This window comes from Acinetobacter tjernbergiae DSM 14971 = CIP 107465, assembly GCF_000374425.1.
GTDB classification, from domain to species: domain Bacteria; phylum Pseudomonadota; class Gammaproteobacteria; order Pseudomonadales; family Moraxellaceae; genus Acinetobacter; species Acinetobacter tjernbergiae.
Window position 1 is genome coordinate 53,046 of record NZ_KB894354.1, and the last position, 22,472, is coordinate 75,517.

The following is a 22,472-nucleotide window of genomic DNA, read 5'->3' on the forward strand; positions in this document are numbered from 1 at the left end:
TGACTTACATAAGTTATTGATTTTATTTTATTAAAAATAGTGGTTAAAAAATGATCAATTTGATTGTAAGCCTTATTCTCAGCTAAAAAAAGTTTGTCAATAGCGAAGAAATCCACAATTTTATCCACAGCTTTTGTGGAAAACTGTGGAAAAGTTTGAAATATAAGCAATCCAGACAGTTTTGACATAATTTGGTCACAATTTTACCAGTATGAAACTGAAATATGACGATTGGACGAAATTGAAAAATTCTTTAGGTGCGCATCTTTTCGGAATGGGATAAAATCTCGCGGTATTTTTGTTTATGAGTAAATCACGTCTATGTACGCGCCAGTGGAGTCCAACCAAGGATTTAATTTTAAGCCTGAGCTTCCGACGAGTTCGGCATATTATCGCCTGTTGAAAAAGCTACGTCGTCAAGTTGGGCATGCAATTCGTGATTACAACATGATCGAAGATGGCGATAAGGTCATGGTATGCGTATCTGGCGGTAAAGATAGTTATACCTTGCTCGATATTTTATTACAGTTCAAGCGTATCGCGCCGATCAACTTTGATGTCGTTGCTGTGAACCTCGATCAAAAACAGCCTGGTTTCCCAGAAGATGTTCTGCCGCGCTATATGGAAGAAAACAATATTCCATATTACATTCTTGAAAAAGACACTTACACCATTACTAAGCGTTTGACTCCAGAAGGCAAGACCTATTGTGCAGTGTGTTCACGTTTACGCCGTGGTTCACTCTATGGCTTTGCACAAGAAATAGGGGCAACTAAAGTCGCTCTAGGTCACCATCGTGATGACATCATGGCAACCTTCTTCTTAAATTTATTTCATGGCGGTAGCTTAAAAGCAATGCCACCGAAACTTCTTTCCTCAGATAAGAAGAATATTTTGATTCGTCCTTTGGCATATGTCGAAGAAAAAGACATCATCAAATATGCTGAATTACGTCAATTTCCAATTATTCCGTGTAACTTATGTGGTTCGCAAGAGAATTTACAGCGTGCCATTATTAATGACATGCTACGTGAATGGGATAGACAACACCCTAAACGCTTACATAGCATTTTTGGTGCATTACAGAACGTATCGCCTTCGCAATTGGCTGACCGTGAATTATTTGATTTTGAAGCATTGGATAGTCAACGTGAATTTGACTTAAAAGATCCAGAAGAGATGAAAAATCGTCTTGATGTGGTCAATTTAAGTTTTGCTGCTGAGTAAAATATAAGATTTTTAAAAAAGGCACTTAAATAAGTGTCTTTTTTTTTATAAAAAAGCCTAAAAAATTGAATTCTCCGTACAAAAAGTCATAGCCTAAAATAAAAATTACGTGCTATAACAGGGCACAAGCAAATTGCTTCATGTAATGTCATCTGGATAGATGGCACAAGAAATTGAACAAATACATTTGAGGAATAATCATGGCTGCATTTTTAACTGATGATTGGTTTGCAACTGTTGAAAAACTTACTGCTGAAGCGGGTGATTTAAACTTACCACCAGCACTTGCGAATTTAGCGATTAACTTAGTTGTAACAGATGCAGCTGGTAATACCGAATTGGCTTTAGATGCAGGTAAAATCTTAAAAGGTTTATCTGCGAATGCAAAAACAACTTTAAATATGGATGCTGAAACTTTACGTAAAGTATTCTTAGAGTTTGATATGGCTGCTGCAATGCAAGCATTTATGACAGGTAAAATCAAAGTACAAGGCGATATGTCTCAACTTATGGCTTTACAAACGGCTAAACCAAGCCAAGAACAAAAAGATTTATTCAAGAAAGTACTTGAGCAAACTGCTTAATTCTTTTCTAAAAAAAAGCTTACCGATTGGTAAGCTTTTTTTATACCTTAAATTTAGATATCAATACGGCTGCTAGTCTTTAAATGCTCTAAGTAAGTTCGAATACGTGTTACATATTGAACAGCTTGTTTATAACGACCATTTTGAGCTTGGTTACGCTGTAAATAATCGTATAAATTTACCCACTGATTTGGGTTCTTACCTTGAGCTTTGATTCGTTTCTGAATCTGGTTCACTGCGCCTGGTCCCATATTGTACGCCACTAAAGCATACCAATTACGGTCTGGGTAAGGCACACTGCTAAATTGGTCTAGCATCAGATCAAAATACTTGGCACCACCTTGAATGCTTTGTGTTGGATCTGATCGGTTACTGACACCCATTGCTTGTGCTGTACTATTGGTCAACATCATTAGACCGCGGACACCAGTGGGAGATACTGACGTGGGTTTAAGATAAGACTCTTGATAGCCAATTGCTGCGAGTAAATGCCAGTCTAGATTATATTTAGATGCACTTCGTTTAAAACTCGCTTTATAAATTGGTAAACGCTGATTCAGATCTTTTTGAATCGTAGACCATGCTTCAGGTTTCACCACATTCCGATTATAAAATGAAGCGAGTTGTTGCGTTGTACCCAATTGCTTACTTTGACAGACAAAACCACTTGCAGTAAGTGTTAATGGATCATCTGCTTGCTGAAGTACCCAATTAAGTTGTGGATTTAATCCATTTTTACTTAAGCTGGATTGATCACCACAGCTCGCCGAAAAGGAAACAAGATGTTTGCTTTCAATCGTTGCAAGATTTGCAGTGGTCATCGCTATGTTGGCTTTGCCTTGAGCGACCCATTTCAATGCCGTGGCATTGTCAGGAACTGTTTTAAAATCAAGTCTGACATTTAAGCTTTGGGCATAGTTGCGAGCTAAGTCATAACCAAAACCATGTAAAAATTGACCGTCTTTAAATACAGTTGTTGGATTTTCAACTGCAACCACTGTTAAAACATTCGTTGTAACAACAGTATTGTATTGATGTGATTTTTCTGCATTCAAGCTATTGAATGGAATGATTGCAATTCCGAGTGCGACAGCTTGAAATGAAAGTTTGGAAGATAAAGAGTTAAGGCTAGGCCTCGACCCAGAACTTGAATTACTGTGCATGTTGTCTCCGCTACAGGTAATTTATGCCCAAAAAGTTCAGCAAAACAATGCTCTAACTTTTAAAAGTTGATAAATTCAATAAGGGTGGGCAAGTCATGACGCCATTCAAAATGACATTCAGTTGATGGGAACGTGATGAAAATATTTCACAATATTTACAAAGTGTATAAAAATTAAACAAAAAACCAACTTAGGGGCGCATATTAAGCATCAGAGACTGAATTGTCAAATTTTGATCAATAAAAAATGAGAAATAAATCACAAATACCTGATTAGAAAAAGAATAAAATTTATACACTTTAGTGATGGTGAAATAAGGCATACAATGCAAAAACTTGTAAATAGAATGTTGTGTTAACGTGTTTTGCTTATGAAATCGAACTTAATTACTCGAAATGGACATGATTTATTGGTTGCTGAGTTGAAACGACTATGGCATGACGAACGCCCAGAAATTACTAAGAAGGTAAATTGGGCTGCAAGTTTAGGTGATAGATCTGAAAATGCAGATTATCAATATAATAAACAGATACTTAGAAAGATAGATCGTCGTGTTAGATATTTAGGAAAACGTTTAGAAGAATTAAAGATCATTGATTACATGCCTGAACAGGAAGGTAAAGTTTATTTTGGGGCATGGGTTGAGATTGAAAATGATGAGGGTGAGCGGAAAAGTTTACGTATTGTTGGTGTTGATGAAATCTATGATCATCATCCACAACATATCTCAATTGAGTCACCGATGGCACAAGCCTTATTACGAAAACAGGTGGATGATGAAGTAGAAGTGCAGACACCATCAGGTAAAAAATTGTGGTATATCAATTTAATTAGCTATGAAAAATCTGAAAATACCTGAAATTTTGGTGGATTGATTTTATTTTGATCGTTTGATTCATTATTTTAAATAAATAGTTTGCCAATTCGAATTTTTATTTATATGATAGCCGCCATTGGAAGCGTGGCAGAGCGGTTTAATGCACCGGTCTTGAAAACCGACGAGGGTGTGAGTCCTCCGTGAGTTCGAATCTCACCGCTTCCGCCAAATATCTAAATAAGCCCTTGTTTTTACAAGGGCTTATTTTTTATCTATGTGTTTACCACTCAACTTACCCCTCATAAAAATTTGGATTGGATTAAGTCATTTAATTCTCTTTAAGATGAGATAGGATAGTTAAGCTGTATAGTTTGCGATTACAGACGTTATTCTAAGGTAAGCAATCAAACGTTGTTTGAATGCCGTTTAAGCTTCTACAGTGATCACTACAGCACATTTAAGGTTAATTTGCACCTATTCATTAGAGTAGGTACTTAATGTACTTTAACTACTCACAGCAATTGATGCTGGTTGTGCTGTGGTTACCTTTGGCTTTCCAAATATCTATTGATGCAATTTGGCTTTGTTGCATAAAGATTTTAAAGATAGAGCTTTCCTAAGTTGCTCAAATTTAAGTGACAACTTGGGTATGAGGTCTGCCTAATTCTATAAATTTATTTAACACGGCTATACGTGCATGGATTTCATTGACCTGACTATCAAAACTCCTTGCACTGAGTTGATCGCCCAATAATTTGATGCAATATATCTTGGTTTCGACCAAACTACATCGATGATAACCAGCTACTTTTTCCAAAGCATTCTTCCTAGACGTTTGATTGTTTTCAATAATTCATTTCTCTCTAAAGATCCCAATTTCTTATCTTTCCATGGCCTTGCATTTTTTCTTGGAGGAATTACCGCATGTGCATGACGATCTGAAATCACTTGTCTGCACAATTTCGTGTCATATGTATGCTCCATCGGTATAGACAGAATCAATGTGTTCATCAAATTGGGTTTGATTCAGCAGATCACTCAAGACTTGTGAATCCTGACATTATTTGTTGTGAGCTGTACAGCTCGTATTTGCAAGGTTTTAGCATCGATATCAATATGCAGTTTACGCCATTGCCGACGATATTCAGGCTGATATTTCTTCCTTTTCATTCACCTTCGCCTAAAAACTTAAGGCCAGTTGAGTCTACCAATAGATGTAGTCCTTCATGAATTTTTTGATAGCTGATCGCAATATCAATCTGCTTTTGTCGTCTGCAAAGTGTGGAATAATCCGGTGCTGTCCAACTTAACCCACTGAGTTGAATAAGGCTTTGCACAAAGCCTGTGACCATACGCAAAGAAAGTCGAAAGATAGATTTGATCATCAAACAGCACTGAATTGCTGTATCAGAATAGGTTTGATTTCTTCCATGCTTAGCTTGTGGCTGAGCATGCCATTGAGTCTGAGGATCGAACCAAATTGAAATATTTCCTCGCTTGATTAGAGCTTGGTTATAAGAGGACCAATTCGTTGTGCGATAGATTTTGGATGCAGGCTTCTTCATTTGAAAATTATATTGCTGAAAAAGACTTTAAGAATAGTTTTGTGCAACAAAGCTGGATGAAAGTATTATTCAATTTTATCGTAATGCAGCCATGCCAAATCAAGGCATCAATACAACAACCAAAGCTGATAATAAAACCGAACTGAATGGACGAGCGATGTCGAAAGTCATGACCATGTTTAACGGACACAGCGTATGGATTGCTGTGCAGCATCACAGAGTTTTGTGACCATGAACGAAGAGCCATGAGTACCGATCACCGACTCGATTCAGCATGGTTTGGAGCAGGGGCTGCCATTAAACAGCGTGGTTTGGAACAGGCATTAAGAATGATTGCTTAGATTGATGGGCTAAGCAGAAAGAATGAATTGCAGTGATGAAATTCTTTCTACATTTTAAAAATCTAAATGAAATGTGATGGAGTCAGAGAAGTGGATGAGTAAAATAAATCCACTATTGTAATTATTTGTTCACTATAGTAAATTTAATGGTTGGTAATTATTCATTCTAGAGGAATTCTTCACCAAAATTTTAATTTGATGATGCGAGATACAATATGTTAAAAATTCGAATGTCACGACCAGATGAGGGTGACCAAGTGGTTGCCATCTGGAAAAGTTCTGTTGATGCTACACATGATTTTCTTAGCGCAAATGACCGTATAGAAATTGAAAAAGAAGTGGTTGGCTTTTTTTCAGAAACACCCGTGTGGGTTGCGGTTAATGCTGATGACCAAGCTTTAGGTTTTATGTTCTTACATGATGGACATATGGAAGCATTATTTATTGATGCTGCCGCTAGAGGATTAGGTGTTGGAAAAGCACTTCTATTACATGCATTAAGTATTTATCCAAACTTAACGATTGATGTGAATGAACAAAATCAGCAAGCAGTTGGTTTTTATCAACATATGGGCTTTCAAGTTACTGGTCACTCACCAGTAGATAGTCAAGGTAGAGCTTATCCGCTGTTGCACTTAAGCATGGCCTCTTCAACTTAATTTATTTTATGCTTTTTAGTGGGAAAGTTGCGGGATAAGAGTAATTGGAATTTTAGTTCTAAAACTTCTTTTGACTAAACGCAACGATATAAACACACGGTAACTGATGATCAGGGTTATGCAGTTTGCAGTCGGCAGGAGTCGTAAGCGCAATACTATCCCCAGTTTCTAGATGAAATAACTGAGTGTCAATTTGAATATCAAGTTGTCCACTTAAAAGCCAGATGGTTTGTCCATTGAGATGTTCATATGCACTTGCTGGCATAAAGAACTCACTTAATGCAGGAATCTCAATTTTAACTAATTCTGGATTTGCTCCAGCAGGAGAGATTGACCATCTTGTAATACCGAGTTGGTTGTCTGTCCAATGCTGTTGCTGTTGTTTCTTAGAAAGAAGAACGTTGGTATTTTGACTTAGTTCAGCTTCAGCAAAAAGCTTAGACAATGTGATACCGAGTGCATTTACTAAGCGACCAAGTATTGCAGCACTTGGACTAGAAGCACCTCGTTCGACTTTGCTGATCATGGCTTGGCTCACGCCTGAATATTCTGCTAATTCAGCTACAGTCCAGCCTTTGCTCTTTCTCTGTTTTAGTAATAGTCGAGCGATTTCAGCATCAAGTACTTGCGTCTCAGCATGTTCAACCATTATAGAAACCTTTCATTTTTACACATGGGTATTATGCGATAGAAATTAAATATTGTTGTATAAAATCAGCATTGTATTTTCTATTCAATATGATCAATTTATCTCAGGAATATTTTACATCGCTAAAACTTATGTAACACAACTAAGCCATATCTTCGGATGTGGCTTTTTTTATGCCCAAAATTCAGCTTTTACGTTTTTATCGATACAGGAATATTCTCTATGAATAGTCACACTCAAATTTAGAACACCCTTAAGAATCCATCTTTACAACCTTATCCCATCAAGATCGAGACAGAACATAAAGCTGAAGTTGGAACACGAAGTAAGCGTACCCCAAGTAAAATTAAAGTATTGGCAGCAAAACGCCTAGCCAATACTAAACAGTTGAATTACCAACAATAGTTGGAAGTCAGAAAACAAGGTATTGGCAGCAGTGATGCTGCAACCGCCTGTGGACTGAATCCTTATATGTCGATGTTGGAACTTTGGATGATTAAGACAGGTCGGATGCAACAAAACATTGAAGATGAAAGTGCAGGCTATGCACCTTTATATTGGGGCAAGCAACTTGAACCGTTGGTGGCGGAATACTACAGCATGCACATCAATAATAAGGTGCGTCGGGTCAATGCGGTGTTACACACCCCGATGAAGACAAACACTTTATGTTGGCAAACCTTGACTATGCCGTGGTGGGAAATAGCGAAGTTCAAATATTAGAGTGTAAAACTGTAGGGGAATATGGTTCTAAGTTATGGCGAGATGGCGTACCGCTGTATGTTCTTTGCCAAGTGCAACATCAGTTAGCGGTGACAGGCAAACAAAACGAGAATAATAAGTAAATAATTCAAGTAATAAAAATAATAAGTTTTAATATTAATGATAACTATTTTTTATCAAATGTGGCTTTTTTGCACAAACTTATCTCTAAAAGCTTATTCAGCAATATAAGTTTCTGATGAATAAGCCTATACCTAAAATTTATCGTATAACAAATTGGTCTTGTTAGAATCAAGCTTTAATCAATCGTGGAATAGATGCTCAAACTCTGCAAAGTTTAGCAGTATCAGATGCAGTAAAATCCATGACAAAAAAGCGAATGATTTACCCGAATTTTGCTTCTGCGATTTTTGAACGGGAATAGTATCTATTTTTTGCTTTCATATAAGGAAGTTGCCATACTTTTTAATATGCTTAACTTCCAAGCCTCAAAATTATTGTCCGAATTACCCCCCTTATTTTTTAATTTTCCCCCTTATTTTAAGAATTGCTTTGAATCAGAATCAGGAAATAATCGACACAGGAAGTGGTCGAAGAATCATTAAAATTAAATAAGTGAGTCAGGAATGGACCTAAATCAAGAGATTCAAAATGTAAACAATTTAAAGCTTAGCAGAATACGAAAAGTGATTGCACTTGGTTTTTCCACCCAAGGTCTTGGCTATGCTACCGTGATGACAGCACTTCCGACTATAAAAAGTCGATTTAGACTTTCCGATGATCAGTTATCGATAATTATTCTAAGTGTATGCGTTACAGCAGCATTAGGTTCAATTTTAGCTGATCGTATAGCTGCCAAACTCGGATCTCGATTTGCAATTGTGACTGGTTTCTCTTTTGAAGCCATTGGTATAGCAATAGCTACATTTAGCCCAAATGTAATGGTTATGATTTGTGGTTTTTTACTGTATGGACTTGGATTAGGTTGCATAGATGCAGCACTTAATATGCAAGCTGTCATGATGGAACAAAGGCTTGGTAAAAGTGTATTTGGAGGTTTCTTCGCTTGTTACACTGCGGCTGCCTTTTTAGGTGCATTGATTATGTCTGCAACTATTTCAAGTACATTTGGAGCCACAATAGCTTTATGTATTGCGGTGGTAATTATATTAATCACCTCACAACTGTCTAGAAACTGGTTATTTCAGCAAAAGCAATGTGCAGAATTACATCTTCAAGATAAACCAGCGCTTCCACACAAACAACTTGTGATTTTTGGTGTGATTATTCTGATTGCATTTACTGTCGATTCTGCAATTAGTACATGGAGCACAATTTATCTCAAAGATGTTTTAGCAAGCTCTGCAACTGTTGCTCCTTTAGGCTATGCGGCCTATCAAATTGGAATTTTACTCACACGATTAGGCCTTGATTATTTACTGAAATTTAAAACAGCTGCATGGATCGCTTTGGTCGCTATCCTGATTGGAGCATTCGGATGTGTGATATCTGGGGTAAGTCACTCATTATTTATAGTGATTGTTGGTTTTGCGCTGGCTGGTGTTGCTGTAGGAGCATTGGTTCCACTTACATATTCTGCAGTAGGTCATTTAGATGAAAATCGTCGAGATGAAATTATTGCTCGAGTCAATATTTTTAATTATGGAGGTTCAATAGCAGGTGCTGTCGTTGTTGGCTTGTTAGCAACACCTTTTGGTTATGCTGTGTCCTTTATAGGCTTGGCATTTGCTTTACTCAGTATTCTTTGTGTGAGAAAAAGACTGGTTTAATCGGTATCAATGGTCGGTAAATTATTTTGTGTAATTCCCTTTTTAAAGAATGCAGCAGTTTTAGACGGCAGAAGCATTCGTCTTATGCTATCTAGTTAAAGTGTGTACTACAGAATTTAGCCCAATCTTCCATCAAACTTTTCCTTTTTTCCAGATAAGCCCCACGTAAATAAGCGGCTTCAACTTCATCAGGTAGTTTGTGGGCGAGAACATGCTCACAGACTTCACGTGGGTAATCAATCCTATTAGCAGACCAATCATGAAATGTAGACCGAAAACCTTATGTGGTGATCACGCAATTTTGTTTTAGGTCAATATAGTCTCACCCATTTTGTTTAAGTTTTTGTTCGTGCATCCGTTTGATTAATGTGGTTAATGACATATCAGAAAGCATTTCACCTGTACGTGGAGCTGGAAATATGAAATCTTGCGCTTGAGTATGATTTTGAATGGATTCAAGCAAAGTAATTGCTTCTTGAGATAGTGGAACACGATGTTCCTTTTCGGCTTTCATACGTTCCTTAGGAATTATCCATACCTTATTCTTAAAATCAATTTCTTGCCATTTAGCTCCAAAAATCTCACCAGATCGACAGGCGGTTAAAATTGCAAATTCCAGAGCTTTCGGTGAAATTCCTTTTTTCTGTCTCAAGTGTTGCATAAACTCAGCAACTTGTTCATAAGGAAAAGATGGATGAGGACGTGATTCCTGTTTTAAGTTACCTAAGATTGGTTCAAGATTACCTTTCCATTCAGCAGGGTTATCACCCTCAAAATATCCCATAGCTTTGGCATAATCAAAAATGGTTTCTATGCGACCACGAATACGTCTGGCTGTTTCATTTTTTTCAATCCAGATTGGTTTAAGAGCCTCTGCAATATCAACCTTGGTAATGGTAGCAATGGTGAGATTACCCAGCGTTGGATAGATATAAGTTTCCAGAGTTGATGACCATTGCCCAATATGTTTTTGATTTTTGAGTTCACGGGTTTTATTGGCAATAACGACTTTTGCACAGTCCGTGAATGTTTTATTCCGCAGTTGCTGGATATGAAGCTTTTCAAGCTGTTCTTGTTTGTGTGCAATAGGATCAATCCCATTTCGTATTTGTAATTTTAATTCAGCGGCTTTGGCGCGAGCTTCAGCTAAAGAAACTTCAGGGTAGGGACCAATACCAATATCACGGCGATGAGGTTTTAACTTTCCATCTTTATCCAGACGTTTACCTACTACCGCACGCAAAATCCAGACACGGGAATTGCCTTCAACATTCAAGCAAAGACCATCAACACCCCCTACAGAATGTCGACCAGTCTCTTTGATTCTTGTTACACTGAGTGCAGATAGCTCTTTAGCTTTCTTTGGCATGTATTGACTTACCCCACATAAAATACTGGAAATGGTAGGATTGAGCAAGATGGCTTAGGATAATAAAAATATTAAATAATTGAAAAATATATGTTTATAATATTATCTAGGATTGCTTAGGACTATTGTTAGACGGAAACCGCTTCCGCCAAATATCTAAATAAGCGCTTGTTTTTACAAGGGCTTATTTTTTACCTATGGTTTTACTCTTCAACTTACCTATATCGAATTTTGGCATAGCTATTGCTTGATGCTTGTTGAAAAATATCTATGCCCAGACTCTAGCAATAGATACAAAGCATTTTTTCGTCTCATTCGTTCTTGATACACATTTGACGAGATTTTTTGTATTTTTGGAGTAAAATCTTTTACTTATCGCTATGTTTTTGAGAATATATCGTTAAGTGTGAAGCGTATTTTATCATTCTGATCTCAATAAAATTAGAATCTTTAAAATGCGATCTTTGCAAAAGTAGAAAAGATTTCATGATCTGGATTGCACTAAATTGAGCTGTTTTTAATTTCTGCACCAAACTGGGAAGAACTCACATTGGGTTAAATTGAATTTTGTCATGTAGTGAAATTTTGTTTGACTCATAACATCATTAAAAATAGCAAAACTTTAATCTCTGTTATTTTTAGCATATTTTTATCTTTCGATATGTTTTTAAAAATATATCGATTTATGAAGGAAAAGTGGTATGTCGATAAATATGAAAGCAATCCGCATTTTATGTACTGTTTTTGGTTGTAGCGTATTTGCTAGCAGTAATGTGTTCGCAAATGAGTCTGTAACGGTCTATGCCGCAGCAAGTTTAACCAATGCGGTGAATGAGTTAGATGCAATCTACGAACAAAAAAATAAAGTTGAAGTAAAGACTTCGTATGCGGGTTCTTCAACGCTAGCTAAGCAGATTGAAGCAGGTGCACCAGCTGATGTTTTTATTTCGGCAGATGTGCAATGGATGGATTATTTACAAAATAAGCAGCTTGTTTCAGCAACTGATCGCGTGAATTTATTGGGTAATCGTTTAGTGGTTATTACTCCAAAAGATCGTCCAATTAAATTAAAAATGGATAAAAACGTTGATCCGAATAAAGTGATTCAAGGTAAACTCTGTACTGGCGATACCAAAAGTGTGCCCGTGGGTAAGTATGCAAAGCAAGCACTTACATCATTAGGATGGTGGGATAAACTTGAGCCACGTTTGGTGGAAACAGAAGATGTGCGAGCTGCTTTGAATTTTGTAGCGCGTGGTGAATGTCAGGTGGGTATTGTGTATGCGACTGATGCTGCAATCAGTAAAGATGTTGTGGTCGCAGGTATATTCCCTGAGAATACGCATCCACCGATTATTTATCCGATGGGTCTCGTCAAGAAGAATGCTGAGTCGATGAAATTCTATAAATTTTTACAAAGTAGTCAGGCAAAGACAGTATTTAAAAAATATGGTTTTAGCGTACTCAAATAACTGAATCATGATGCTGACTCCTGAAGAACTCGATGTACTCAAGCTGTCATGTAAAGTGGCAGCAACCTGTCTTATCTTTAGTTTGATTCCTGCTATTTTGATTGCTTGGGTTTTGGCTCGAAAAGAGTTTTGGGGAAAATCACTGTTTGAAACTGTGGTGTTTTTACCTTTGGTTTTACCTCCAGTTGTACCAGGCTATTTGCTGTTGCAGCTGTTTGGCAATCGAGGACTTTTGGGGCAATACCTTGCACCCTTGGGTTTAGAGTTTGCTTTTAATTGGAAAGGGGCTGTGTTGGCTTCTGCGGTGATGGGCTTTCCTTTATTGGTACAATCAATTCGACTCGCTATTGAACTGGTCGACCAACGTTTAGAAATGGCTGCAAAAACGTTAGGTGCATCCTCCTTCGGGGCATTTATGCAGGTGACATTACCTCTTGCCAGTAGTGGTATTTTGGTGGGGAGCATTTTATGTTTTTGCCGAAGTTTGGGTGAGTTTGGTGCAACCATTACCTTTGTAGGTAATATTGCCAGTGAAACACGAACATTGCCTTTAGCGATGTATAGTCTAATGCAGCAGCCTGATACTGAAGCCGCAGTATGGCGATTGATTATTTTGTCTTTGTCTGTGGCGTTTTTTGCATTGTGGTTTGCGCAATGGTTCAATCGTTATCAAAAAAATAAGCGTGGGCATTAACGATGATTGATTGTCATATCCAACTCAAACAAGGGCAATTTGATCTTGATCAACGCTTTCAGTCTGATCAGTCCGTGATTGGTTTATTTGGGGCTTCTGGTTCAGGCAAAACCACGATTTTACATAGCATTGCTGGCTTAGTTACGCCGCAAGCAGGTTGGATCAAAATCAAAAATCAAACATGGTTTGATCAGGCACAGAAAATTAATCTGAGTACACAACAACGTCGTATTGGTCTTGTCTTTCAGGATGCGCAGTTATTTCCGCATAAAAACGTTAGGCAGAATCTATTGTTTGGATTTAAGCATATTCAACCGCAGCAACGTCAGTTTGAAGTAGATTATATTATTGAGTTACTCAAGTTAGAACATCTGATTGAGCGAATGCCCATCAAGCTATCTGGAGGGGAAAAACAGCGTGTCGCATTGGGACGAGCACTGCTGTATTCGCCACAATTGTTGTTATTAGATGAGCCACTTTCTGCATTAGATGCAGCACATAAAGCAGAGATCATTCCTTTTTTTCAAAGGGTCAAACAGGAATTGGGTATTCCAATGTTATATGTCAGCCATGATAAATCTGAGATTGAGCAGCTCACCCATGAGATCTGGTATTTATAAATAGCGCTGTAATAAAGCCAGAAATTTCTGTACTTCCTCATCATTGACATGATCAACATCTTTTAATACATGCTCTTTCAAGTGTAATTCCATCAGTTGATTCATTAAACCATTGACTGCGCCTTTGACCGCAGCAACTTGCTGTAATACGTCTATACATGAACTTTCAGGATTTAATAAGGACTTTTCTACTGCCGTCATTTGTCCTTGAATCCGTTTCACACGATTTAAAATTTTCTTGTCATAGTGTAGATGAGACATACTTTTTTTCCAAAAAAATATATACTAGGGGGGAGTATATTTGAAAGCTAAAACAAATGCAGCATACTAACCTAGAACGCCGTCATTCTCATCAGTTTGATCAAGGAAATCCTTTAGCACAAAAAAGAATTCTCATCGCCACAATCTTGACCGCGATCATGATGGTGTTTGAAATCTTAGGGGGATGGTTGTTTAACTCAATGGCATTGCTCGCTGATGGTTGGCATATGAGTTCGCATATGCTGGCTTTAGGTCTAGCTTATTTTGCTTATCGAATGGCACGTCACTATGCCGATGACCCACGCTTTAGTTTTGGGACATGGAAAATAGAAATACTCGCAGGGTATAGCAGTGCGATTTTGCTGATGGTGGTTGCTTTATTGATGGGGATTCAGTCCATCGAACGATTATTTCATCCTGTCACGATTCATTTCAATGAAGCTATTCCAATTGCAGTCATTGGGCTGATCGTCAACCTGATTTGTGCATGGTTGTTACATGAGGGTGGGCATGAACACCATCATCATTCGCATGAGCACCATCACGACGATCATCATCACCCACATGATCACCATCATCATGATTTAAATCAAAAAGCCGCATTTCTACATGTGGTTGCGGATGCAGTGACTTCCGTGCTCGCGATTATTGCCTTATTTGCTGCGAAATATTTTAGCTGGAATTTTTTAGATGCCTTGCTTGGAATTATTGGCGCATTATTGGTTGCTAAATGGTCTTGGGGACTTATGCAAGAAACAGGAAAAACATTAATCGATGCTGAAATGGGGCATCCTGTGGTGCAAGAAATTAAAGAAGTGATTGCTGAATTTCCACAAGTTGAGATTACAGATTTACATGTGTGGAAAGTCGGAAAAGGCAAATTTTCTTGTATTCTTGGATTAGAAACAACGATGTCTGATCTTAATCCTGATCAAGTCAAAGCTGCATTGGCAATTCATGAGGAAATTGTGCATGCATCGGTGGAAATTCATCATATTGAATAGATTGGAATGACTAGAGTTGATTCGTGAATCAACTCTAGTGAGGATTTTTATACAAATAGGTATAGAACTAAACCACAAAGTGCAGAAGCAAAAATCACATAAAGTACATTAATTTGGAATTTAAACAGCGCAATCATTGCAGCAATTGTGATGATTGCCGCTTCATAATTAAAAGCGTGATCGAAACCCTGTGGCCACAACACATGATAACTAAAGAAAAGTGCCAGATTGAGAATGACACCCACGACAGCAGCGGTAATTGCGGTGAGTGGAGCAGTAAATTTAAGTTCATTATGGGTGGATTCAATAATCGGAGCGCCTGCGAGAATGAACACGAAGGAAAATAAAAAAGTAAACCATGTGACAATGACAGCGCCGAGTGTACCTGCCAAGAACAAATGATCTGCACCTAATAAGGCATGATTAAAGCCCCCTACAAATCCAACGAATGCAACCACCATAATCAGTGGGCCTGGGGTACTTTCACCCAATGCCAGTCCATCAATCATTTGGGTTGGACTGAGCCATGCATAATGATTCACCGCACCTTGATAAACATAAGGTAATACGGCATAAGCTCCACCAAATGTCAGTAGTGCAGCTTTGGTAAAGAACCATGCCATTTGGGTATAAGCATGTTCCCATCCTAAGCTTAGGGTTAAACTGATGATTGGGATACACCATAATAATGCTGCAATAACGAGGATTTTAGTCAGTTGAGTCCAACGGAAAATAGCATGGGCGGGAGGTGGCGTATCATCGTCAATGAGGGCTGCGCCATAATGTTTTTGCTTGCTTTGATGGGCGTTTTGAGCTGCAAATAAATGCGGTTGCTTTTTGCTCAGTAAATAGCCCAGTATTGCGGCACTCAATACAATCAATGGAAAGGGAACATTGAAGAAAAAGATCGCGATAAAAGCAGCAGCGGCAATCAAATATAAGAAATTATTTTTGAGTGAGCGACTCCCAATACGATAGGTTGCATGAAACACAATCGCCGTGACCGCAGGTTTGATGCCATAAAATAATCCAGCAATAATCGGCACATCACCAAACTCAATATAAATCCATGATAGGGCAATCAGAATAAATAAAGAAGGCAGAACAAACAGAATGCCTGCAACTAAGCCACCTGCGGTTCGATGCATCAACCAACCAATATAAATGGCGAGTTGTTGTGCTTCAGGTCCAGGTAAAAGCATGCAATAGTTGAGTGCATGTAAGAATCTTTTTTCAGAAATCCAACGTTTCTGTTCGACCAGTTCTTGGTGCATCACTGCAATTTGACCTGCTGGCCCTCCAAAACTAATAAAGCCTAATTTCAGCCAAAATAAAAAGGCTTGCCAAAAAGAGATGCTTACTATGGGGTGGTCTGGTGGGGTGATTTGTTGTTGTTGCATGACTATTCTCGAAAAAAATTGGCATATAAGCCATCAAAAACGTAATTGGATAATTCTAATAATTGCTGATCATCTTGGATTTTACTTCTTAATCCCTGAATCACTTTCTCAATTCCAACGGCCTCAGGCGGTTCAATACCCCCTACATCAAGGAAATGCACAATCTCTGCAATTTTCTTTAATGCAGGTTTTTGATGTAGTGAGAAGCTATGCAACAGCACTTCAAAGGTAACTAAATGCTCAATATGGCTAAACGTAGCACCATCAAAGTCAAAGCCTAAAGCAGATGATGGGCAGTCTGTTGGAGTTTCTAACCAGAGGAATGTTGCATGAGGGTCAATAAAGTTTTGAATGAGCCAAGCCGAGGCTAAGCGGTCAATCCAAGGTCGTTTTCGGGTTGCCCATACTCTGTTTTGAAAATTTTCTTGCAGCAGTGTTTGGATATTGCCTTGGTTCATCTGAGGTTCATTGATTTCGCCTAGACGTAGAATAATTTGTTCAAGGCTATTTATTTCATTGCTAGTCTGTGTTTTGGCTTCTGTTGGGAAAAAGTCAATTTCAATAAGTGATTCAAGGTTTTTGCGTAATTTACGAATCTGTTTTAGGGATTCTTTTTTATTGATTTCATTTAGATTTTCTCTTAACCCAATCAATTGCTGATAAAGCAAATCATATTCATCTTTGCGACTAAACATTTCAGCCAAATTGAGCTGTTCGGTCGAAGTCGTTTGAAAAATATAGGCTGTACCATGCTCTGAAATGAGGTCATTCGCAATCGGTGTAAATTTTTCTGAATGCTCGGCAGGTAAGAGGTAAACACCGTCTCTGAGTGTTGCTGCGCCACTTGCTTTAATTGACCGCCATACTCGCATACGGGCAGTGGTGCTTTGAGTGGGGAGTGATGAAATGAGTAATGATATATTCATGTAATATACTCAACAAATTTGTTATATATATTACATATAAAATTAATTTTATAAATCTAAAAATTGCATATATTCATGTGTTTTATATCGAAGTGATTTGAAAAATAGATGACAGAAGTCCAATTATTTTGATTTCTATATCTTAAAAAAACATAAATAACGCATTTTTTCTTATTTTTAATCATAAAACATGCCGCATACCATAAGTCTATATTGTTGAAAGATCATCTAATTATGGGCATTAAGAACACTAAGCCGTTAATTGTTACAGCGATCGTCCTTGTGGCGATTGTTGCTTTTATTGTCTATCAAAATCAAAAAGATGCTGCACCTGTTCAGTCTAAAAACAACAAAGCAGTGGTGATTGCCTATCAAACAGGCGTTGATCCCACCAAGGTTGCACAGGCGAATGGTGATTATGAACGTGATAGTCATCAAGCAATTCAATGGCGTAAATTTGATGCGGGTTCAGATGTGGTCAATGCATTGGCTTCGGGTGATGTGGTGATCGGCAATATCGGTTCTAGCCCTCTGGCTGCTGCCGCAAGTCGTGATTTACCGATTGAGGTATTTCTGGTGACGGCTAAATTAGGCGGTTCAGAAGCATTGGTGGTAAGTAACAAATCAGGCATCAAAAACCCGCAAGATTTGATTGGTAAAACCATCGCCATACCATTCGTTTCAACCACGCATTACAGCTTATTGTCAGCGCTCAAGCATTGGAATATTGCGGATAACCAAGTCAAGATTATTAACTTACGTCCACCAGAAATCACTGCCGCTTGGGAACGTGGTGATATTGATGCGACTTATGTTTGGGAACCTGCATTAAGTAAAGTCAAAGCCAGTGGTCATGTCTTAACAGACTCGAAACAAGTCGGCGAGTGGGGCGCGCCAACCTATGATTTATGGGTGGTTCGTAAAGATTTCGCTGAAAAAAATCCAGAGTTTTTAAAAGCCTTTGTCCAAACCAGTTTGAAACAAATTGAAGCTTATAACCAAGATCCAAAAGCATTTGAACAAAATGCAGACAGTATCCAGAAAATTGCTCAGCTGACAGGCTCTGATGTGAAAGATATTCCTTTATTGTTGTCAGGCAATATTTATTTGAATGGTCAGCAACAACACGCGACTTTAGCGGGTGAGTTCGCCAAAAATATTTTCGATACCGCAACATTCCTCAAAAGCCAAGGCAAGGTGGATCAAGTCAAACCTGATTATCAAGCGAATGTCACCACCCAATTCTTACAGCCATAGGAGATATAAATGAGCGTATTAGCTGCCGAGCATCTTCATTTAACTTTTCCAAAGCAGACTGTGCCTGTTCTTCAAGATATCAATTTGAAGATTGAAGAAGGCACTTTGACTGTGATTTTGGGTGAGTCTGGTTGTGGTAAAACAACATTACTGAATATTTTGGCGGGTTTTCAAAAACCAAGTTCGGGGCAGATTACACTGGATCATGAAGTTGTCACTGCACCCGATGCACGCCGTGCAGTGGTATTTCAGGATCATGCGCTGTTACCTTGGTTAAATGTCTCTGAAAATATCGGTTTTGCTTTGCAGCTCAAAGCTTTAAAAGCGCAAGAAATTCAACAGCAAGTCGATGCAATTCTTAAAATTGTTGGCTTGAGTCATGTGGCTCAAGCCAATATTTGGGAACTGTCAGGTGGTATGAAACAACGGGTTGGAATCGCACGTGCCTTGATCAGTCATGCGGCATTCATTTTATTGGATGAGCCTTTTGCTGCGCTTGATGCGTTTACCCGTGAAACCATGCAGCAGTTGGTGCTGGATTTATGGATTGAACAAAATAAATCCTTCTTCCTGATCACACATGACATTGAAGAAGCACTTTTGCTGAGTAATCAACTGGTGTTGATGACGGCTCGTCCAGGTAAGATTGTCGAAACTTTAAAATTGGATTTCGCTGACCGTTATAAGCAAGACGAATCCATCCGTGCGATTAAATCCGATCCAAAATTTATTCAATTACGCGAGCAATTGTTTGAACGTTTACGTGTGCAGAAACAGGCAGGGCATGAGGTGGCTGTATGACGGGGCAAGCGGAAAATACAATCTATGATGTGACTAAAACTGAACCACTTAAAGATGAGAACAATCAACAATCAAATTCTATATTCAGCTTGATTTTAGCTTTTGCTGTTCGCCATCGTAGTTTAGCGCTCAGTCTTTCCAGTGTTTTGAGCGTATTGGTAATTTGGTATTTGATCACGGCATTAAAAATTGTTCCGAGTTTATTTTTGCCAAGCCCACAAGCGGTATGGCAGAAGTTCCTTGAAGTCAGCCAGCAAGGTTTTATGAAAGCCACCTTATGGCAACATTTGGCAGCAAGTATTTCTCGTGTTTTGTTGGCTTTAGTTGCCGCGATTGCCATTGGTGTGCCTTTAGGTTTATGGATGGGCTTAAACAAATGGGTGCGTGCGGTGCTTGATCCATTGGTTGAGCTATTGCGTCCAATTCCACCCTTGGCCTATTTGCCACTATTGGTGATCTGGTTTGGGATTGGTGAAACCACCAAAGTGCTTTTAATTTTCTTTTCGATTCTTGCACCTGTGATTATCAGTAGCACCCATGGTGTACTCAGCCATCAGCTCAATCGTGAACGTGCCGCTTTATCTTTAGGGGCAAGCCAATCCCAAGTGTTTTGGCATGTGATTCTGCCGACAGCCTTACCGCATATTTTAACGGGTATTCGTATTGGTTTAGGTGTGGGGTGGTCGACTCTAGTGGCTTCGGAATTAGTCGCAGCAGATCGCGGTATTGGTTTTATGGTCCAGTCGGCGGCGCAGTTCTTAATTACCGATACAGTAGTTCTGGGCATTATTGTCATTGCGACCGTCGCAGTCGGTTTTGAATTGTTTTTGCGTTGGTTACAGAAGCAACTCTCTCCTTGGTATGGTCAACAGTTATAAGTGTGAGTAGTAGAAGATGACCTTAAATATTGAAGTTATAAAACCAACAATCGGTGCAATTATTCATGATGTTGATTTAAACACGGCTGATGAAAATACTACGCAACAAATTCAACAGGCTTTGCTGGATCATCACGTGATTTTCTTCCGCAATCAGCAGCTTGCACCTCAGGTACAAGCTGAGCTTGCTCGCGGTTTTGGTTCTTTGCATATCCATCCAATTTTCCCAACGGTTGAAAATGTACCTGAAATCATTGTATTGGACAGTTGGAAACAAGACTTACGTGATAATGAATTATGGCACACCGATGTGACTTTCAGTCAGAAACCGCCATTGGGTTGTGTATTGCAAGCGATTAAGATTCCACCTGTCGGCGGTGATACACTTTGGTCGAGTGGCGCGGCGGCATTTGCTGCATTGGATCAAGACTTGCAGCAAAAGTTAAAAGGCTTAACCGCAACACATGACATCCGTCAGTCTTTCCCGATTGAGCGTTTTGCACATAATGATGTTGAACGTCAAAAACTGGAAGAAACTTTTAAGCGTAATCCACCCGTTGTTCATCCTGTGGTGAGAACGCATCCAGTAACGGGTCAGCCGATTTTGTTTGTGAGTGAAGGTTTTACCACGCGTATTAATGAGCTGGATGAGACTGAAAGTGCTGAATTGTTGCAATATTTATTTGCGCATGCCACCAATGAGCAGTTCCATTTGCGTTGGCAGTGGCAAGCCGGTGATGTAGCGATTTGGGATAATCGTTGTACACAGCATAAGGCGTTATTTGATTATGGGGATGCGCATCGGATTATGCATCGTGCCACGATTAATGGTGATGTGCCGTTTTATCAAGCAGCAAGTTAAAATTTAGTTTTGATAAAAAGCTTGGGTAAAATCCTGAGCTTTTTTATTTTACGGTTCGATCATCTTTGTGGAATCTTATGGCGATCTCATCCTATTGGGGGATAAGCCTTCAGCTGGAGTTACTTTTGTTTCGGCAAAAGTAACCAAAACCATTGTCATCCACAAAACCTGTCTTCTTTCGGCATCTCTTTAAAGTAATCGCAGAAATAGCATCCGATTAATCTCACGCAGGTTGTGGATGACCTGTAGCACCAGTAATTCCTGAGATATGTTCATTTTTTATGGGTAGACATTACGAATTAATCATTTAAGTAAGGTGAGTCTCTTGTTTATAGATCGAAGGCGCTTGTCCCGTCCAGCGTTTAAAGGCACGTCGGAATTCACGTAATTCACTAAAGCCCAGCTGCAGGCTAATCTCACTCATGGATAGGTTCTTTTCCAATAACTGTTTGGCTTTACGCTCCAACACATTTTGTCGGATTTGTTGAAAGCTCAGGCCCTCTAATAACAATTGTCGTCTTAAATGGCGTTCGCTGATGCGTAATTGTTCAGCAGCTTGTTGCATCTCAAAACGTTCTGGTAAATGCTGTTCAATCAAATGATCAAGTAAATGCACATAGCCGACCTGATTGAGCTGGTCGATTTCTTTTAGGGCCTGTTCACAGATGTGTAGCGCAGTTGCATAGTTGGCTGGGCTGTAATTTTTTAAGCTGCGCTGCAGTAGGCTGCTGCTAAAACGCATGATATTTTTATCACTGTTAAATTGGATTGGGCAGCCAAAGAGTTCGTGATATTGCTGTTGATATTCGTTTGGTAAATAGCTGAGCTCAAGATTCACCACATCATCATGATCGCCCAGCATTGCGTTTAAACAGGTGATGATGCTGCTAAATAATTCATCATAGAAAAAGGCTTTGAGTTCATTGCAGGGATAGGGTTCAGTGACTTCCAATTCACAAAGATCAGCATGGATAGAAAAGTCGATATTCAAGACACTGCCAGAAATCCGATGGTAGCGCAGCGCAATGTCTAAAGCATCTGCAACCGTTTTACAGGATTGCATGGCAAAGCCCAAAATCCCCATGGAGATCAGACCTTCGCTACTGCCAAGCTTTAAGCCTAGGTTAGGTTGTTGATAAACTGTCATGGCTTGACGAACAACATCACAGAGTTGACTAAAACGAACAACACTTTGGGTCTGCTGGATTTGCGTGATGTCTAAGCCTGAATCCTGAAACCATATGGCATAGTCCCAATGCTGTTGTTCAGCATAGTGAATCAGGCTGGTCAAAATAGTGGGCGGCGTAAACTGTTGTAAGTGTGTGTGATTGATCATTCGTTTAGGCATAAGTCCGTTTTGCCCCCCAAAAAGAAGTTCCTTTAACCCTTTTGGGTATCGCATAATTTTGA

At 38.9% G+C, this 22,472-nt stretch carries 19 protein-coding genes, 1 tRNA gene and 5 pseudogenes; 16 read left to right on the forward strand and 9 right to left on the reverse strand.

Going from position 1 to position 22,472, the window contains the following annotated elements; all coding sequences use genetic code 11:
- Nucleotides 1-321 precede the first annotated feature (321 nt).
- Both ttcA and C502_RS0101520 read left to right on the forward strand, forming a co-directional pair.
- Nucleotides 322-1,227, forward strand: a complete 906-nt coding sequence (gene ttcA, locus C502_RS0101515; protein ID WP_018677096.1) for a tRNA 2-thiocytidine(32) synthetase TtcA — start codon at nt 322-324, stop codon at nt 1,225-1,227.
- Nucleotides 1,228-1,427: 200 nt separating this feature from the next.
- Nucleotides 1,428-1,811 carry an SCP2 sterol-binding domain-containing protein gene (locus C502_RS0101520; RefSeq protein WP_018677097.1) on the forward strand — a complete coding sequence of 128 codons (384 nt, stop codon included), beginning with the start codon at nt 1,428-1,430 and terminating at the stop codon, nt 1,809-1,811.
- Nucleotides 1,812-1,864: 53 nt separating this feature from the next.
- Here C502_RS0101520 and C502_RS0101525 read toward each other — a convergent pair whose 3' ends face one another.
- A complete protein-coding gene (locus tag C502_RS0101525; protein WP_018677098.1) occupies nt 1,865-2,974 on the reverse strand; it encodes a transglycosylase SLT domain-containing protein in 1,110 nt (369 codons plus the stop codon).
- Nucleotides 2,975-3,344: 370 nt separating this feature from the next.
- Here C502_RS0101525 and greB point away from each other — a divergent pair, with 370 nt between their 5' ends.
- Both greB and C502_RS0101535 read left to right on the forward strand, forming a co-directional pair.
- Nucleotides 3,345-3,833, forward strand: a complete 489-nt coding sequence (gene greB / locus C502_RS0101530) for a transcription elongation factor GreB (RefSeq protein WP_018677099.1) — start codon at nt 3,345-3,347, stop codon at nt 3,831-3,833.
- Between the two features lie 96 nt (nt 3,834-3,929).
- Nucleotides 3,930-4,019, forward strand: a tRNA-Ser gene (locus C502_RS0101535).
- A 403-nt stretch (nt 4,020-4,422) separates the two neighbouring features.
- Here the strand turns inward: C502_RS0101535 and C502_RS18010 are convergent.
- A pseudogene (locus tag C502_RS18010) lies at nt 4,423-5,356 on the reverse strand (IS5 family transposase).
- Between the two features lie 55 nt (nt 5,357-5,411).
- Here C502_RS18010 and C502_RS18720 point away from each other — a divergent pair.
- Nucleotides 5,412-5,697: pseudogene (locus tag C502_RS18720) on the forward strand (DUF932 domain-containing protein); the annotation flags it as partial.
- Between the two features lie 215 nt (nt 5,698-5,912).
- Nucleotides 5,913-6,356 (forward strand): acetyltransferase, encoded by a 444-nt coding sequence (locus C502_RS0101550; RefSeq protein WP_018677103.1) that lies wholly within the window; start codon nt 5,913-5,915, stop codon nt 6,354-6,356.
- A 58-nt stretch (nt 6,357-6,414) separates the two neighbouring features.
- Here the strand turns inward: C502_RS0101550 and C502_RS0101555 are convergent, their stop codons facing one another.
- Entirely contained in the window at nt 6,415-7,005 is a 591-nt protein-coding gene (locus C502_RS0101555; protein ID WP_018677104.1) for a helix-turn-helix domain-containing protein, read from the reverse strand.
- A gap of 282 nt (nt 7,006-7,287) precedes the next feature.
- On the opposite strand from C502_RS0101555, the pseudogene C502_RS18015 reads away from it, so the two are divergent.
- Nucleotides 7,288-7,832, forward strand: a pseudogene (locus tag C502_RS18015) (YqaJ viral recombinase family nuclease); the annotation flags it as partial.
- Between the two features lie 220 nt (nt 7,833-8,052).
- Here C502_RS18015 and C502_RS19705 read toward each other — a convergent pair.
- Nucleotides 8,053-8,172: pseudogene (locus C502_RS19705) on the reverse strand (IS1595 family transposase); the annotation flags it as partial.
- A 182-nt stretch (nt 8,173-8,354) separates the two neighbouring features.
- On the opposite strand from C502_RS19705, the gene C502_RS0101565 reads away from it, so the two are divergent.
- Nucleotides 8,355-9,518 (forward strand): MFS transporter, encoded by a 1,164-nt coding sequence (locus C502_RS0101565; RefSeq protein ID WP_018677105.1) that lies wholly within the window; start codon nt 8,355-8,357, stop codon nt 9,516-9,518.
- A 91-nt stretch (nt 9,519-9,609) separates the two neighbouring features.
- Here the strand turns inward: C502_RS0101565 and C502_RS18020 are convergent.
- Nucleotides 9,610-10,887 (reverse strand): annotated as a pseudogene (locus C502_RS18020) (tyrosine-type recombinase/integrase).
- A gap of 701 nt (nt 10,888-11,588) precedes the next feature.
- Between C502_RS18020 and modA the strand changes: the two are divergent.
- Genes modA through C502_RS0101585 form a run of 3 tightly spaced genes read left to right on the forward strand, consistent with a single transcriptional unit; the run spans nt 11,589 to nt 13,673 of the window.
- Nucleotides 11,589-12,359, forward strand: a complete 771-nt coding sequence (gene modA, locus C502_RS0101575) for a molybdate ABC transporter substrate-binding protein (RefSeq protein ID WP_018677107.1) — start codon at nt 11,589-11,591, stop codon at nt 12,357-12,359.
- A gap of 7 nt (nt 12,360-12,366) precedes the next feature.
- Entirely contained in the window at nt 12,367-13,053 is a 687-nt protein-coding gene (gene modB, locus C502_RS0101580; RefSeq protein ID WP_023274499.1) for a molybdate ABC transporter permease subunit, read from the forward strand.
- Between the two features lie 2 nt (nt 13,054-13,055).
- Nucleotides 13,056-13,673: an ATP-binding cassette domain-containing protein gene (locus C502_RS0101585; protein ID WP_018677109.1), complete on the forward strand. Its 618-nt coding sequence runs from the start codon at nt 13,056-13,058 to the stop codon at nt 13,671-13,673.
- Here C502_RS0101585 and C502_RS0101590 read toward each other — a convergent pair.
- Nucleotides 13,668-13,934 carry a metal/formaldehyde-sensitive transcriptional repressor gene (locus tag C502_RS0101590; protein WP_018677110.1) on the reverse strand — a complete coding sequence of 89 codons (267 nt, stop codon included), beginning with the start codon at nt 13,932-13,934 and terminating at the stop codon, nt 13,668-13,670. The genes C502_RS0101585 and C502_RS0101590 overlap by 6 nt on opposite strands.
- A 56-nt stretch (nt 13,935-13,990) precedes the next feature.
- Here C502_RS0101590 and dmeF point away from each other — a divergent pair, with 56 nt between their 5' ends.
- On the forward strand, nt 13,991-14,938 hold the full coding sequence (dmeF, locus tag C502_RS0101595) for a CDF family Co(II)/Ni(II) efflux transporter DmeF (RefSeq protein WP_018677111.1): 948 nt from the start codon (nt 13,991-13,993) through the stop codon (nt 14,936-14,938).
- Between the two features lie 47 nt (nt 14,939-14,985).
- Here the strand turns inward: dmeF and chrA are convergent, their stop codons facing one another.
- Together chrA and C502_RS0101605 are read right to left on the reverse strand one after the other, a co-directional pair.
- Complete coding sequence (gene chrA / locus C502_RS0101600; protein WP_018677112.1) at nt 14,986-16,338, reverse strand: chromate efflux transporter; 1,353 nt, start codon at nt 16,336-16,338, stop codon at nt 14,986-14,988.
- A gap of 2 nt (nt 16,339-16,340) precedes the next feature.
- A complete protein-coding gene (locus tag C502_RS0101605; protein ID WP_018677113.1) occupies nt 16,341-17,264 on the reverse strand; it encodes a chromate resistance protein ChrB domain-containing protein in 924 nt (307 codons plus the stop codon).
- A 216-nt stretch (nt 17,265-17,480) separates the two neighbouring features.
- Here C502_RS0101605 and tauA point away from each other — a divergent pair, with 216 nt between their 5' ends.
- The 4 genes from tauA to tauD are packed head-to-tail and all read left to right on the forward strand — an operon-like array spanning nt 17,481 to nt 21,062.
- On the forward strand, nt 17,481-18,521 hold the full coding sequence (gene tauA, locus C502_RS0101610; protein ID WP_171067596.1) for a taurine ABC transporter substrate-binding protein: 1,041 nt from the start codon (nt 17,481-17,483) through the stop codon (nt 18,519-18,521).
- A gap of 9 nt (nt 18,522-18,530) precedes the next feature.
- Nucleotides 18,531-19,322 (forward strand): taurine ABC transporter ATP-binding protein, encoded by a 792-nt coding sequence (locus tag C502_RS0101615; RefSeq protein WP_018677115.1) that lies wholly within the window; start codon nt 18,531-18,533, stop codon nt 19,320-19,322.
- Entirely contained in the window at nt 19,319-20,200 is an 882-nt protein-coding gene (gene tauC / locus C502_RS0101620) for a taurine ABC transporter permease TauC (RefSeq protein WP_018677116.1), read from the forward strand. The genes C502_RS0101615 and tauC overlap by 4 nt, the downstream gene beginning before the upstream one ends.
- 16 nt (nt 20,201-20,216) lie before the next feature.
- Complete coding sequence (tauD, locus tag C502_RS0101625; protein WP_018677117.1) at nt 20,217-21,062, forward strand: taurine dioxygenase; 846 nt, start codon at nt 20,217-20,219, stop codon at nt 21,060-21,062.
- 307 nt (nt 21,063-21,369) lie between these two features.
- Here the strand turns inward: tauD and C502_RS0101630 are convergent, their stop codons facing one another.
- Nucleotides 21,370-22,464 carry an AraC family transcriptional regulator gene (locus C502_RS0101630; RefSeq protein ID WP_023274498.1) on the reverse strand — a complete coding sequence of 365 codons (1,095 nt, stop codon included), beginning with the start codon at nt 22,462-22,464 and terminating at the stop codon, nt 21,370-21,372.
- Nucleotides 22,465-22,472: the final 8 nt, after the last annotated feature.

Coding starts and splice junctions, on each gene's coding strand:
- ttcA (WP_018677096.1), top strand. CDS start 322: ATGTACGCGCCAGTGGAGTCCAACCAAGGATTTAATTTTAAGCCTGAG.
- C502_RS0101520 (WP_018677097.1), top strand. CDS start 1,428: ATGGCTGCATTTTTAACTGATGATTGGTTTGCAACTGTTGAAAAACTT.
- C502_RS0101525 (WP_018677098.1), bottom strand. CDS start 2,974: ATGCACAGTAATTCAAGTTCTGGGTCGAGGCCTAGCCTTAACTCTTTA.
- greB (WP_018677099.1), top strand. CDS start 3,345: ATGAAATCGAACTTAATTACTCGAAATGGACATGATTTATTGGTTGCT.
- C502_RS0101550 (WP_018677103.1), top strand. CDS start 5,913: ATGTTAAAAATTCGAATGTCACGACCAGATGAGGGTGACCAAGTGGTT.
- C502_RS0101555 (WP_018677104.1), bottom strand. CDS start 7,005: ATGGTTGAACATGCTGAGACGCAAGTACTTGATGCTGAAATCGCTCGA.
- C502_RS0101565 (WP_018677105.1), top strand. CDS start 8,355: ATGGACCTAAATCAAGAGATTCAAAATGTAAACAATTTAAAGCTTAGC.
- modA (WP_018677107.1), top strand. CDS start 11,589: ATGTCGATAAATATGAAAGCAATCCGCATTTTATGTACTGTTTTTGGT.
- modB (WP_023274499.1), top strand. CDS start 12,367: ATGATGCTGACTCCTGAAGAACTCGATGTACTCAAGCTGTCATGTAAA.
- C502_RS0101585 (WP_018677109.1), top strand. CDS start 13,056: ATGATTGATTGTCATATCCAACTCAAACAAGGGCAATTTGATCTTGAT.
- C502_RS0101590 (WP_018677110.1), bottom strand. CDS start 13,934: ATGTCTCATCTACACTATGACAAGAAAATTTTAAATCGTGTGAAACGG.
- dmeF (WP_018677111.1), top strand. CDS start 13,991: ATGCAGCATACTAACCTAGAACGCCGTCATTCTCATCAGTTTGATCAA.
- chrA (WP_018677112.1), bottom strand. CDS start 16,338: ATGCAACAACAACAAATCACCCCACCAGACCACCCCATAGTAAGCATC.
- C502_RS0101605 (WP_018677113.1), bottom strand. CDS start 17,264: ATGAATATATCATTACTCATTTCATCACTCCCCACTCAAAGCACCACT.
- C502_RS0101615 (WP_018677115.1), top strand. CDS start 18,531: ATGAGCGTATTAGCTGCCGAGCATCTTCATTTAACTTTTCCAAAGCAG.
- tauC (WP_018677116.1), top strand. CDS start 19,319: ATGACGGGGCAAGCGGAAAATACAATCTATGATGTGACTAAAACTGAA.
- tauD (WP_018677117.1), top strand. CDS start 20,217: ATGACCTTAAATATTGAAGTTATAAAACCAACAATCGGTGCAATTATT.
- C502_RS0101630 (WP_023274498.1), bottom strand. CDS start 22,464: ATGCGATACCCAAAAGGGTTAAAGGAACTTCTTTTTGGGGGGCAAAAC.